The sequence below is a fragment of the Aeromonas sp. QDB68 genome (genome assembly GCF_027707405.1).
In the GTDB taxonomy this organism is placed as follows: domain Bacteria; phylum Pseudomonadota; class Gammaproteobacteria; order Enterobacterales; family Aeromonadaceae; genus Aeromonas; species Aeromonas caviae.
In genome coordinates this window covers 1-13,581 of the sequence record NZ_JAPCIQ010000050.1, presented here as the reverse complement: position 1 = coordinate 13,581, position 13,581 = coordinate 1, and the positions used below count along the sequence as shown (strand labels likewise).

Here is a 13,581-nt window from a genome sequence, read left to right as displayed (position 1 = left end):
TCAGGGCCTCAGGGCAGGGTTGATGCGCCGCGGCAGCCAGAGCGCCAGGGCATAGATGAAAAGGGGCAGCAGCAGTTGCAGCAGGCCGTAGAGCCCCGCCAGCCGCCGGTTGAGGCCGCTGCCGATGGCCACCGCCTCCGTGGTGATGGTGACGACCCGCCCGCCCCCGAACAGCAGGGTCGGCAGGTATTGGGCCAGGCTCACCGCCACTCCGACACCGAAGGCGAACAACAGGGGACGGGCGAGCAGGGGGCCCTTGACTCGCCACCAGGCCCCCCAGGGGCTGGCCCCGAGCGTGAGGGCCGCCCGGGTGAGGCGCTCGTCGAACTGGCGATAGGGGCCGTGCAGGCAGAGATAGACGTATGGAAAGACGAAGATCAACTGGCTCCAGAGTACCCAGCCAGGGCCTATGCCAGTGAATCCCAGCCCGTCGGTCTGAAGGCGCAATCCAAACAGCAGGCTGGCCTGGGGCAGCAGCAGAGGCAGGCAGACAAGCCAGAGTGTGCGTGCGGCGCGGCGTGCAGGCAACGCCTCGAGGCAGAGCACCGCCAGCAGCAGGGAGAGCGCGGCGCAGAGCAGGGCCAGCCACAGACTCTGCCACAGCAGCGGGCCCAGGCTCGGCAGCAGAGCCAGCCAGTGGTGGCTGCTCCATTCACTCGGCCAGAGGGCGGGAAAGGACCAGCGCCGGGTCAGGGACCAGAGTAGCAGGGCGGCGAGCACCAGCAGATTGGTCAGGAGCAGCCCCCACACGCCGATGCGGGCAATGAGTGCGGGCCAGGGCGAGGCGGGGGCGCGTCGCCCATCCAGCCAGCGTGCCTTGCCGAGGGTGAGGTGGGCCCGCTCCAGCAGCCTGAGGGCGCCAAGCAGTAGCAGGTTGAGGGCGAGCAGCAAGAGGGCGCCGCTGGCACTGGCGCCGCGCCAGGCGGGGTCGGCATCCTGATACCAGAGCCAGAGTCGCACCGCCAGGGGCGGCGGGGCATCCGGCCCCAGCAGCAGGGCGAGATCCACCACCGCCAGGCCATAGGCGGCCACCGCGTAGAGGGGCAGTCGCAGGGCGGGCCAGAGGGCGGGCAGCAGCAGGCGCCACCAGATCCGGGGGGCGCTGAAGCCGAGGCTGGCCCCCAGCCACTGCTGGCGCGCCACCTTGGCGGGATCCAGTGCCGCCAGCGCCATCAGCAGCAGGAAGGGGGTCTCCTTGAGGATGAGCACCACGATGAGGCCAAGCCCCCAGTGATCCTTGAGGGTTTGCCAGTCCGGGGGCTGATGGGTGAGGTCAAGCAGGGGGGCGACGAGGCGCAGCAGCCAGCCGGAGGGAGCGATCAGAAAGGCGATGCCGATGGCAAAGGCGATGTGGGGAAGCGCCAGCAGGGGGGAGAGCAGGCGGCGCAGCCAGCGCATCCAGGGACGCCCGTCCCCCTGGGCGAGCAGCAGGGCGGTGGCGCCGAGAGCCCCCAGGGTGGAGGCCCCCGCCACCCAGAGGCTCAACCCTGCGGAGTGCCAGAGTCCGGGCTGGGGGAGCAAGAGGGATAGATTGGCGGGGGTGAGTCCCTCGATGACCAGCAACAGCAGGCCCCCGGCGAGCGGGATCCCCAGCAGCAGGGCTCCCAGCATCAAAAAGGGCAGCAGGAGGAGAAGAGGGGCGCGCGCCTGCATGATGGATCAGTGGCCGTAGCGCTCGGCCCAGGCCGCTTCCAGCCGGGTTTGCCAGCTGGGGTGGGGCTCTGCCACCCCCTTGAAGCGCAATGCTGGACGGGTCTGGCCTGGCAGCGCCTCCTGGCGCAGCACGCTGGGATCCCCCCAGAAGGCGGGGTCACTCTTGCGCGCCTGGGCGGCGGGGCTCAGCAGGAAGTTGACCACCACCTTGGCCCCGGCCCGGGCGGAGGCATTGAAGGGGATGGCGAGGAAATGGCTGTTGGTGAGCGCCCCTTTCTCCATGGCGATGGCCTGGACGGTGGGGGGCAGGGTGCCGTTTTGCACCGAACTCTGGGCTTCCCCCGGGTTGAAGCTGATGGCCATGGCCAGCTCGCCGTCATCGAGCAATTGCCTGGTCTCGGCGGCGCCGGTGGGGAAGAGCCTGCCCTTGCGCCAGAGCGCGGGGTGAAGCTGGTCGAGCCAGGCCCAGAGAGGGGCGGTGATGCGAAGGAAGTCGGCATCGGTCGCCTCCCGGTAGAGGGGCGCCGGATCCGGTGTCAGCTCCAGCAGGATCTGCTTGAGAAAGCTCGAGCCGTGAAACTGGGGAGGCTTGGGGTAGGTGAAGCGGCCGGGGTGAGACTTGGCCCAGGCCAGCAGGGCGGCCGCCGAGGTGGGAGGTGCGTCTACCTGGTCGCCATCCACCATCAGATTGAGCTGGCCTATGCCCCAGGGGGCCTCCAGCCCCTCGACCGGCACGGTGAAGTCTTCACTCACCGGCAGGGTGGTGTCCACCAGGGCCATGTTGGGCAGCTCGTCGGTAAAGGGGTCCCCCAGCAGCCCCTGCTCCTTGAGCGCCTTGAAGTTCTCGCCGTTGACCCAGAGCAGGTCGATGGGGCCGTTCGACGTCTTGCCAGCCTGCTTGCCGGCCAGCAACTGGCTCACGCTCTGGGCGATGTCATCCACCTTCACCTGCACCAGCTCGACCTGGTACTGGCGAGCGATCTCCTGCCTGGCCCACACCAGGTAGGCGTTGATCTCGGGGCTGCCCCCCCAGGCGTTGAAGTAGACTGTCTGCCCCCTGGCGGCCAGCAGGGTCTGCTGCCACGATGCGTCATTGGCGTGGAGCGGGGAGGTCAGCAGCAGGGGGACAGAGGCCATCAGGGGACGGAGCAGGGCGCGAAGTCGGGTCTTGAACATGATGGTTGCCTCGTCAGAGTCAGGCGCCGCGGCGCCAGCGGTGATAACGGGCCAGCAGCGCCAGCAGGCGCCCGGGCTGGCGGGCACGGCGCCAGGCGCCAGCCACGTACTTGTTCCCCTCCATCAGGGTGGGGTAGGGGTGAACGGTGGCGAGGATCTTGCCAAGTCCCAGGCGGTGGCGCATGGCGAGGGCAAACTCGGCGATCCGCTCGCCGGCGTGAGCGCCCACTATGGTGGCCCCGAGTATCCTGTCTCGACCCGGCACCGTCAGCACCTCGACAAAGCCCCCTGACTCGCCGTCGGCGATGGCTCTGTCCAGCTCGGCCATCTCGAAGCGGGTCGACTCGAAGGGGATGCCCCGGGCCAGAGCCTCTTTCTGGTTGAGGCCGACCCGGGCTATCTCCGGACTGGTATAGGTGGCCGCCGGCATGACCCTGTAGTCTGCCCGAAAGCGCCTGAACTGGCCAAAGAGGGCGTTGATGGCGGCATACCAGGCCTGATGGGCGGCAAAATGGGTGAACTGGTAGGGGCCGGCAACGTCCCCCACCGCCAGGATGCTGGGGTAGTTGGTGGCGAGGAAGCCGTCGATGGCCAGGGTGCCGCCGGGGGCCAGTTCAACCCCCAGCGCCTCCAGCCCGAAACCGCTCACGTTGGCCTCCCGGCCAAGGGCCAGCAGCAGCTGGTCCCCCTCAACCACCAGCGTCTCGTCCCCCCGGCGCAGGTACAGCCGGATGGGCAGGTTGGCGCCTTTACCGTCCATATACCCGGCCGAGGTAGCCTGCCAGCCGAGGTGCAGGGTGACGCCGTCGTGCTCCAGCTGCGCGGCCAGGGCCCCGGCGACGTCCCTATCTTCCCGGGGCAGCAGCTGAGGGCCTTGCTCCACCAGGGTGACGGGGATACCGAGCAGGGCCAGGCTCTGGGCCAGCTCGCAGCCGATGGGGCCTCCTCCCAGCACCAGCAGATGGCGGGGGGGCTCGCGCAGTCGCTGCCAGAGGGTGTCGGAGGTGAGGTAGGGAACCCTGTCCAGCCCCGGCAGTGCGGGCACCCGGGGGCGGGCACCGGTGGCGATCACGATATGACGGCTGGTCAGGCGCTTGCCGTTGACCTCCACCTCCCAGGGGGAGGTGACTCGCGCCCGCCCCTGGATGCACTCCACCCCAAGTCCTTCATAGCGCGCCACCGAGTCGTGGGGTTCGACCTCCTCGATGACCCGGGCGACCCGCGCCATCACGGCGGCGAAGTCGGCGCGGCTCTGGCTCGGGGTAAAACCAAGCTCCCCGGCCTTGCGCTGTTCAAAGGCGAAGCGGGCGCTTCGGATCAGCGCCTTGGAGGGGACGCAGCCGGTATGGAGGCAATCCCCCCCCATCCTGTGCTGCTCGATGAGGGCCACTCTGGCTTTCACCGCGGCGGCGATGTAGCTGGTGACCAGGCCTCCGGCGCCGGCACCTATCACCAGCAGGTTGTAGTCAAAGCGCGCAGGCTTGCGGTAGGGGGCGTGCAACCGGTAGAGGGCGAGACGGCGCTGCAAGGCACGCATCAGCCAGGGCATCAGGCCGAGCAGGGTCAGGGCGGCCAGCAGGCCGGGGGAGAAGAGGTTGCCTGTGCTGGTGAGGGTAGCCAGCTCGCTCCCCGCCAGCACGTAGACGAGGGTGCCCGGCAGCATGCCGAGCTGGCTGACCCAGTAGTAGGTGCTGACTCTGATGGGGGTGAGCCCCATCACCAGGTTGACCAGAAAGAAGGGGAAGAGGGGGATGAGGCGCAGGCTCAGCAGATAGAAGGCCCCCTCCTTTTGCATGCCGGCCTGAACGCTCGCCAGCTTGTCGCCAAAGCGCGTCTCGACCCAGTCCCGCAGCAGGAAGCGGGCACTGAGAAAGGCCAGGGTGGCACCGAGGGAGCTGGCAAAGGAGACCAGCAAGAGCCCCCACAGGATGCCGAAGACGGCGCTGCCCGCCAGGGTGAGCAGGGCCGCCCCCGGCAGGGAGAGGGCGGTGGTGAGCACATAGATCACCAGAAACAGCAGGCTGGCTGCGACAACATGGCGGTCGACCCAAAGGGCCAGGCGCGCCTGGTGTGCCTGCAACTGGGTGAGGCTCAGATAGTGGTCAAGGTCGAGGGCAAAGAAGGTGCCGACCAGGACCCCCATCGCCAGCAACAGCAGCAGGCGTGCCTGGTTCATCCCTGCCCCTTGTCGAGGGGGCGCTCGGGTTGCACCGGCAACTGGCAGAACCCTTGGGGAGCGATGTCGAGAGCGGCATTGAACTTGGCGGACATGTTCTGGAAGGCGATGAGGCCGGTGAGCTCCACCAGGGCGTCGTCATCGAACCAGGGCTTGAGGCGGGCGGCCTGCTCGTCGCTCACGCCATCCAGCCCGGTCATGGCCTCGGCATAGTCCAGCACGGCCCGTTCCCGCTCGTCGAACAAGGGGCTGTCGCGCCACCGGGCCAGAGCCTCCACCTTGTCGCTGGAGCCTGCCCGCTTGACGAGGGTCATGGCGTTGATATCGACACAGAAACGACACCAGTTGAGCTGGGAGACCCGCACCGTCACCAGGGAGCGCAGCACGGGGTCGATGGGGGAGCGCTTGCGGTTGATGACGCCGTAGAGGGTGGCGACCGCGGCGAACAGCCTGGGGGAGCGCCCCCAGCACTTGCCCGGGATCAGCACCTGACCGTAGTTGCGTTTCTGCAGCCAGAAGAAGGGGCGGATGAACCAGGCGTAGGCCCGGTCCGGTTTGACCTCAATGCGCATCTTGTTCCTCTTTGAGCTTCTCCATCTTGGGCTTGTAGGCCCCCCCCAGACGCTCGTTCAACCGATTCAGGAAATCGATGATCCGTGCCCGGTTGACCCCCAGATCGCTGCGCCCCTGGCGCGAGGCGGAGCGCATGTCGATACGGGTCTCTTTGGGCCCGGCAAAGACCCGCAGGGCCACGTCATCCTGAAACCCGAACCAGCCGGTGGTGACGACGGCATCGATACCCTCGCTGCCCGGGCGAACCTGCCAGCCCAGCTCCGTCATCAGTTCCTCGGCTTCCGCGAGCACTTCGACCGGGGATGCTCGGGTATAGAGAGGACCGGGGTTGCCTGGAAATACTTGCAGGGGCGGGGGGGAGATCGGGAGATCCTCCGGGCTTCTGAGCTGCTCGGCCCACTGGAGCCGTGGCGGATGGTAGGGATCCGTGCTGACGTCGTTGGTGAGGGGGGAGCGCAGCGCCTGGACGAGAAACAGCAGGGGCAACAGCAGGGGAGTTATGCCCCAGATATCCGGCCAGAGGTTGGTGGTGCGGCGATAACGCCAGGGCAGGCGCAGCAGCAGCACGAGGCTGAGGAGGGCGCTGGCGAGACAGAGGATGAAGCCGAGCCACCAGGGCCAGAGATGGGCGCGGCTGCCAAGGGCCCCGCAAAGGGGCAATAGCCAGGTCAGCAGCGGCCACCACAAAGAGCTGTGCATATGAGGGATCCACGGGTCAGGATGGAATTATGCCCAGAAGGATAAACTTAATTGCCTGATAACGTTAGTAAATGATCATCAATCCCGGGCGTGCGGCTCAGAGAGCCGATGACCTCGTCGACCTGGATCAGTTGCGATAGAGCACCTTGATGAGGTGGAAGCCGAACTTGGTGCGCACCGGCCCCAGCACGGTCAGCAACTCCCCCTTGAAGACGGCATCGTCGAAGGACTTGACCATGTCCCCCTTGGAGAACTCCCCCAGATCGCCGCCACGCTTGCCGGAAGGGCAGGTGGAGAAACGCTTGGCCATCTGGCTGAAATCGGCGCCCTTGGCGAGCTTCTCCTTGATCTCCAGACACTGTTTCTCGGTCTTGACCAGGATGTGCTGGGCACAGGCTTTTTTCATCGGAATGCTCCTCGGCGAGGGGAAAGGGGGCGCAAGATTACTGCAATTGCGCCTCCACGTCAGCCCCTCGGGCGCGAGACCCGGCTCCGGGGGCCGGTGGCCAGGGGGACCCTGGCCCGGGATTGCCAGAGGATCTCCAGCCCCAGCAGGGCATAGAGGCTCCAGATGGCCAGGGGGTTGAGCCAGTTGCCCCCCATCTGCAGGGTGGCCAGGGCTGCGCTCACCAGCAGCAGAACTATGCCGGGCAGGCGCCAGTGGGCAGACAGGGGAGCGAGCAGGGCCATGCCCAGCAGCAGAGCCAGGCCAAAGGGCAGATTGAGCGCGGTGAAGGCGAGGGCCTGCTGGCCGTTCATGCCGGTCAGCAGGGCCAGCAGGGCGCTGCAGCAGGCCAGGAAGGTGATGAACTCGAGTCGGTCGGCGATGTAGTCAGCCAGTTGTTCGCTACGTAGGTGCATGGGGTCTCTCCTGCGATGATTGGGATCAGTGTGGGACAGGCAGGAGCGCAGGGGCAGCGGGATAAATCGATTGAATTGAACGAAGCTTTAGTGCCATCTATTCAAGTGATTGATTTAAACTTATTTTCCTGTTCAATAGCAGGCAGGATGGGGAAGAGAGCGCGGAGCAAGTCGAGGGGGACGGGTTGACGAAACCCGCCGGATGCGGGGTGTCCGACAAGGGTTGTCGCGACGAGCCGGACCCTGCTGCCAGCCCAAGGCCGCCAGGGGAGATCCGGCGTGGCGGGGTCGGTGGTGGCGTTTTGTTCGCCCCTTGCCCTGATTGTGCGCAGTTTGGCTCCTTACACACGGCTGGCTCCTTGCAGGGCCGAAGCGATCCCCGCACCGGGGGTGGCAGAGCGGCACGCAAAGGGGCCCCGAGCGTGGGATTTCGCCGTCGCGATTATGCTAGGATGAGCGGCACTCGCCCGGGATGAGTCTCGGTATCGTACTAAATAACACAATCTTTAAATCATGTTATTCGGGGAAACTGACGTTTGACAGGATGCTATCCTACTTTTCTCACCGGGAGCACTTCATCCGGGCGATCCCGTCGCCCCGGGCCCGGTCTCTTGCTGCTCGCCCTCGCTCTCTGGCTGATGGCGATGCCCGCCATGGCGGCCAAGTTGACCTACCAGATCAAGGGGGTCAGGGGAGAGCAGAAAGACAACGTCGAGGCCTACCTCAACGCCCTGCCCGTCTACCAGGAACGCCAGTACCGCCCCGCCCGCGCCAAGATCACCGAGAGCGTACAGAAGGCGCTGCAGGTCTATGGCTACTACCAGCCCAAGATCACCCTGAACCGCGACAAGAAGGCGCCCGCCAAGGTGGTGATCGAGATTGAGCGGGGGGAACCCGTGATCATCTCGCGCCTCGACATCCTGCTGGAAGGGGATGCGGGGAGCGACGAGGTGTACAGCGAGCTGCTGGACAAGCTGCCCCTCAAGGAGGGAGATCCCCTCAACCACGGCCAATATGAATCCATCAAGGCGGATCTCGGCAGTCTGGGGCTGGCCCGCGGCTATTTTGACGCCAAGATCAGCAAGAGCCAGGTCAAGGTTTTCCCGGAACAGGGCAAGGCGGAGATCTACATCCTGTTTCGCTCCGGCCCGCGCTACCATTTCGGCGAGATCCGCTATGACGCGACGCCGGAGGCACTGCACCTTATTCGCCCGCTCATCAACATCAAGAGCGGTGATCCCTATCTGGCGATCCGTCTGGCGGAGATGTCCCAGGATGTCTCTTCCACCAAGCTGTTCAAGCAGGTGGACATCAAACCCCTGATCAGCCAGGCCGAGGGCAACCGGGTGCCGGTGCAGGTGACCCTCTCCAACCGGGTCGATCACGAGATTGAGACCGGTATCGGTTATGCCACGGACGTGGGGCCGCGCCTGAGTGCCACCTGGGAGAAACCCTGGGTGAACCGCTATGGTCACCGCCTCTCCAGCACCGCCAAGATCTCGGCGCCGGAAGCGGAGCTCAGCTTCGACTACCAGATCCCGGTGGGCAACCCGCTACGGGATTACTACTCCCTGCAGGCGGGCTATCAATACACCGACAACAACGACACCCGCTCCGATCTGGCCACCTTCGGGGTGCACCGCTGGACACGCCGACCGGAGAGCTGGGACAGAGACGTCTTTGTGCGCCAGGAGAACGAGCGCTACGTCCAGGGTCAGGACGAGGGGAACAGCCTGCTGCTGATCCCCGGCGTCTCCTGGTCACGGCTGCGGGTGCGCGGCGGTCTGGTGCCGGATTGGGGGGATCGCCAGCAACTGACGATGGAGTTCTCGAGTCCCTATTGGGGGTCCGACATCAGCTTCATGCGGGTGTGGGGGCGTAGCAAGTGGCTGCGCACCCTGGGCGAAGATCACCGTTTCCTGATGCGGGCCGAACAGGGGGCCATCGTCGGGGATGATTTCTCCCTGGTCCCCCCCTCCCTGCGCTTCTTCACCGGCGGCGATCAGACGGTCCGGGGCTACGGTTACGAGACCATTTCGCCACGGGGGGACGATGGCAAGCTGACCGGCGGACGTTACGCCAGCGTCGGCAGCCTGGAGTACAACTACCGCTTCAGCGAGAAGTGGCTCGGCGCCCTGTTCGTGGACGCCGGGACCGCCACCGTCGACTACAGCGAGGCCTGGAAGATAGGCACCGGGGTCGGGGTGCGCTGGGTCACCCCCATCGGTCAGGTCAGGCTCGATCTGGCGGTGGGCATCTCCGAGGAGGACAAGCCGCTGCGGCTGCACTTCGCACTGGGGCCGGAACTATGACCCGGCAACCAGGCGCACATCCTCTTCTTTCTCTTTTCTGGCCGCTGCGGCTGCTTTCCTTGCAGGGGTCTGCATCGTGATCTGGGTAAAACGCATTTTCTTGTGGCTCATGGGCCTCTTCTTCCTGCTGCTCATCGGCGTCAGCCTGCTGGGCTTCACCCATCAGGGCAACAAGTGGTTGTGGCAACAGGCCAGAGCCGCGCTGCCCTCCCTCAAGGGGGAGCTGGTGGCGGGGCAACTCGGGTATGGCTGGACCTTCGAAGGGGTTGGCTGGCGGGACGAGCTGGTGGATGTCACCGTGGAGCGGGCCGTGCTGGACTGGGATCTGGGCAAGCTCCTGCAGGGCAAGCTCTGGATCAAGTCTCTGGCGGTGACTCGCCCCGTTGTCCGGGTGGCGGAGTCCGAGCCGGTGCCGGAAGAGCCGTCGGAGCCCTTCGTCTGGCATCCGTTGCCGCTCAAAATCCAGGTCGACAGCCTCAAGGTTGCCGATCTCGATGTGGCGGTGCCCGGCGTGACGATCACCCTCAAGGATCTGGACATTGGCGCCGCCCTGGATCGCGCCGGGCTCATCGTGCGCGGCCCCGTGCTCGATGGCCTGAACGTGGTGCTGGCACCGTCCCCGGCGGAGGCGGCCAGTGACAAGGGCGCCAAACCGGCGGATGAGAAAAGCGCCACCCTGGCGGCCGGCGAGGGCAAGGCTGCCCCCGGTGACAAGATGCAGGCCGCAAGCAAGCCCGAGCCCATGGTGCTGCCGGCGGTGCGACTGCCTTTCCCCATCCAGCTGGAGGGGCTGAAAGCCACGGCGTTCCGTTATCAGCAAGGTGAGCTGGTGGAGGGGCTAGACAACCTCTTGCTGTCGGCCACCGCCGAGGAGGAGCGCATCGACATCCGGGAGCTCTCCTTGCGCCATGCCATGGCGGATCTGACCTTGAGTGGTCAGGTGCGCCTGCACGAGGATTACCCCCTCGCCCTGACTCTGGATGCCAAGGCGCGTCAAGGGCTGCTGGACGGGGAGCTCAAGGGGGAGCAGGTCAATCTCGTCCTGGACGGTTCTGTGGGCAAGCTTGGGCTGGCACTCAAGGCCAAGGGGCCGGTGGGCGCCAATCTCAAAGGATCCCTCGCGGCCCTCGACCCGGATCTGCCCTTCGATCTGGCGCTGGACTGGAAGAGCCTCTCCTGGCCCCTGCACAAGCCCGCCAAGGATGAGCCCAGCTATCGGCTGGACAAGGGCACCCTGAGCGCCAAGGGCAAGCTCTCCGGTTACCAGTTTGCGCTCAACACCGCCGGCAAGGGGACCGATGTGCCCCCCTTCAAGGTGGCGCTCTCGGGCAAGGGGGATCTCAACCAGCTGAGCCGCATCGAGCTGCTGCTGGGGGCCCTCAAGGGGGAGCTCAAGGTCGACGGCAAGCTGGCCTGGAGCAAGGGGGTCCAGTGGCAGGGGACGACCGAATTCAAGGGGATCAACCCGGCGGAGCTGGTGCCCGAGATCAAGGGGGTACTGGCGGGCAAGATCACCAGTCGCTTCGATCTGGATGAGGCGGGCCACTGGCAGCTGGCCCTGCCCGAGCTCAAGGTGGATGGCAAGCTCAACCAGTATCCCCTGGCCTTGCAGGGCAGGCTCAGCGGCAACGACAAGATGGAGTGGACCATCCCGGCCCTGGCGCTGCAAAGCGGCCCAAACCGGCTGCAGGCCAAAGGCTCGCTCACGACCCAGGCCTGGAAGCTGGATGCGGATCTGGATGCGCCCAAGCTTGGGGGTATCTACCCGGGTCTGGGAGGGGACATCAAGGGCCAGGTGCGCGTCACCGGCAACCAGCAGGCGCCGCGCGTGAATGCCGATCTGGTGTCGGGCCGACTCGCCTACGCGGGCACCGTCCTCAAGGAGACCGTCATCAAGGCCAACGCCCTGGTCGGGGAGAAGCCCGCCGGTGAGGTGGCGGTGACGGTGGCGAGCCTGGCGCAGGGGGAGACCAAGCTCTCGCAAATCGCCCTGAACCTGAGCGGCGATCTCGAGCGCCACGGGCTCACCTTGACAATGAAGGGGGATCCCCTGGCGGCAGACCTCAGCCTGAATGGCAGCCTGCGCGGTGACCACTGGCGTGGCGCCCTTGCCGAGCTGAAGCTCAAGACCCCCCTCAAGCGCTGGGCGCTGACCGCCCCCTGGTCTCTGGACCTGGATCTGCCGAAACAGCAGTTGACCATGGGGGATCTCTGCCTCGCGTCCCAGAAGGCCAGTCTCTGCGTCAAGGGGAGCCGGATAGCCCAGTCCCAGGGCAATCTGGAATTTGCCCTGAACGAATTTGATCTCAAGCGGCTGCGCCCCTGGTTGCCGGACAATTTCCGCTGGCAGGCGGTGCTGTCGGCCGACGGGCGCGCCAGCTGGCGCGGCAACCAGCCGACCCTGCACGCCACCGTGCGCACCACGCCTGGGACCTTCGTCGCCGACGAACTCAAGACCGACTACCAGCGCCTCGAGCTCGGGATCGATTTCGAGCGCCAGCAGGCCGCCATCCGGGTCGATTTCGCTTCCGAGCAGATCGGCAACATCGACACCGATCTGCTGATCCGGGATCCCGCTGGCCGCGGCAACCTCGGCGGTCAACTCAGGTTTGACGATCTGAAGCTGGCGACCTTTGCGCCTCTCATTCCCGAAGTGCGCTCCCTGCAAGGGGTCATCTCGGCGGATGCCCGCTTCGACGGTACCCTGGCTGCCCCCCTGCTGTATGGCGAGCTGAACCTGAAGGAGGGGGAGGTTCAGACCCACTCCGACATGGTGACCCTCTCCAAGCTGGTGACCCGCCTCAAGATAGAAGGCAACCGGGCCGAACTCGACGGCTCCATGATGGTGGGCAAGGGCCCCCTGGTGCTGGGGGGCTGGCTGAGCTGGGCCCAGCAGCCGGTGACCGGCAGCCTCACCATTCAGGGCAAGGAGCTGGAGGCCCAGTACCCGGGCATGGGCCGGGTCAGGGTGACCCCTGACATCGCCATCTCTCTCGGGGAGGAGACCAGGGTGACCGGTCAGGTGGACATCCCCTGGTCGCGCATCCTGGTCAAGAGCCTGCCAGACAGCGCGGTAGCGGTCTCCGATGACGTCACCGTCATCTACGACGATCTGCCGCCGGTCCCCAAGGCGGCACCGCTGCCCATGGAGATCAGGCTCGCCATCCGGCTCGGGGACGACGTCCGCCTCGAAGCCATGGGACTCAAGACCAAGGTGGGAGGGGCCCTCAACATTCGCCAGGATCCCTCCAAGCCGCTCTCGGGCAACGGGCAACTGGAGCTCAGGGACGGGCGCTTCAAGGCCTATGGCCAGAACCTCATCATCAAGGAGGGGCGGATCCTCTTCTCCGGCCCCATCGATCAGCCCTATCTCAACATCGAGACCTATCGGGATCCGGATACCATCGAGGACAACGTGACCGTCGGGGTGCGGGTGACGGGGCTGGCTGCCAAGCCGAAGATCACCGTCTATTCCGAGCCGCAGATGGCGCAGTATGAACAGCTCTCCTATCTGTTGCGGGGCAAGGGATTGCAGACCAGCGGCGAGGATGGCGGCTTCAACGGCCTGCTGGTGGCGGGGGCCGTGAGCCAGGCGAGCGGCGTGGTCTCCAGCATCGGGGAGTCCCTCGGCATGAGCGACGTGGCCCTCGATACCGCAGGCAGTGGTGATGACACCCAGGTGACCCTGTCGGCCTACCTGCTGCCCGGCTTGCAGTTCCAGTACGGGGTCGGGGTGTTCAGCCCCATCGCCGAATTCAAGCTGCGCTACGAGCTGATGCCAAGGCTCTATCTGCAGGCCATGAGCGGGGTGGCCCAGGCGGTGGATATCTTCTATCGCTTCACCCTGTAAGGGGCGCGGATGACAAGACAGATACCTGGGGGGACGCTTGTCCCCCTCTGCCCGATCGGCCGATGACAGCTGTCGCCAGCAGGTTCGGGGTGAGAGCGTGCATATATTGACGGGAGGCCTGGCCTCCCGTTTTTTTTTGTAGAGAAGAAGGGGATTTGTGGAAGGCAGAAAAGCGAAAACCCGGCATAAGGCCGGGCTTTCTGAAAGATGGTGGAGGGAGAAGGATTCGAACCTTCGAAGGCAGAGCCGTCAGATTTACAGTCTGATCCCTTTGGCCGCTC

The 13,581-nt window shown here is 65.9% G+C and carries 9 protein-coding genes; 2 read left to right on the top strand and 7 right to left on the bottom strand.

From position 1 onward, the window contains the following. The 7 genes from PG892_RS14350 to PG892_RS14320 form a co-directional block, all read right to left on the bottom strand. Nucleotides 1-1,653: an ABC transporter permease subunit gene (locus tag PG892_RS14350; protein WP_270825517.1), complete on the bottom strand. Its 1,653-nt coding sequence runs from the start codon at nucleotides 1,651-1,653 to the stop codon at nucleotides 1-3. Nucleotides 1,654-1,659: 6 nt separating this feature from the next. Then, a complete protein-coding gene (locus PG892_RS14345; protein WP_223916345.1) occupies nucleotides 1,660-2,829 on the bottom strand; it encodes an ABC transporter substrate-binding protein in 1,170 nt (389 codons plus the stop codon). 19 nt (nucleotides 2,830-2,848) lie between these two features. Further along, complete coding sequence (locus PG892_RS14340; protein ID WP_223916347.1) at nucleotides 2,849-5,005, bottom strand: FAD-dependent oxidoreductase; 2,157 nt, start codon at nucleotides 5,003-5,005, stop codon at nucleotides 2,849-2,851. After that, the gene (locus tag PG892_RS14335; protein ID WP_039039829.1) at nucleotides 5,002-5,577 is read right to left on the bottom strand and encodes a carboxymuconolactone decarboxylase family protein; all 576 of its coding nucleotides are present in this window, start codon (nucleotides 5,575-5,577) and stop codon (nucleotides 5,002-5,004) included. Before PG892_RS14335 ends, PG892_RS14340 begins: the two co-directional genes overlap by 4 nt. Beyond that, complete coding sequence (locus tag PG892_RS14330) at nucleotides 5,567-6,277, bottom strand: DUF1499 domain-containing protein (protein ID WP_180907236.1); 711 nt, start codon at nucleotides 6,275-6,277, stop codon at nucleotides 5,567-5,569. Before PG892_RS14330 ends, PG892_RS14335 begins: the two co-directional genes overlap by 11 nt. A gap of 127 nt (nucleotides 6,278-6,404) precedes the next feature. Further along, nucleotides 6,405-6,683, bottom strand: coding sequence for a peptidylprolyl isomerase (locus tag PG892_RS14325; protein ID WP_039039827.1), 279 nt, complete (start codon nucleotides 6,681-6,683; stop codon nucleotides 6,405-6,407). 59 nt (nucleotides 6,684-6,742) lie between these two features. Next, nucleotides 6,743-7,138: a hypothetical protein gene (locus PG892_RS14320; RefSeq protein ID WP_042878109.1), complete on the bottom strand. Its 396-nt coding sequence runs from the start codon at nucleotides 7,136-7,138 to the stop codon at nucleotides 6,743-6,745. 536 nt (nucleotides 7,139-7,674) lie between these two features. Between PG892_RS14320 and tamA the strand changes: the two genes are divergently transcribed. Then, entirely contained in the window at nucleotides 7,675-9,450 is a 1,776-nt protein-coding gene (tamA, locus tag PG892_RS14315; RefSeq protein WP_270825515.1) for an autotransporter assembly complex protein TamA, read from the top strand. A gap of 76 nt (nucleotides 9,451-9,526) precedes the next feature. Then, nucleotides 9,527-13,300: an autotransporter assembly complex protein TamB gene (gene tamB, locus PG892_RS14310; RefSeq protein ID WP_223916349.1), complete on the top strand. Its 3,774-nt coding sequence runs from the start codon at nucleotides 9,527-9,529 to the stop codon at nucleotides 13,298-13,300. Nucleotides 13,301-13,581: the final 281 nt, after the last annotated feature.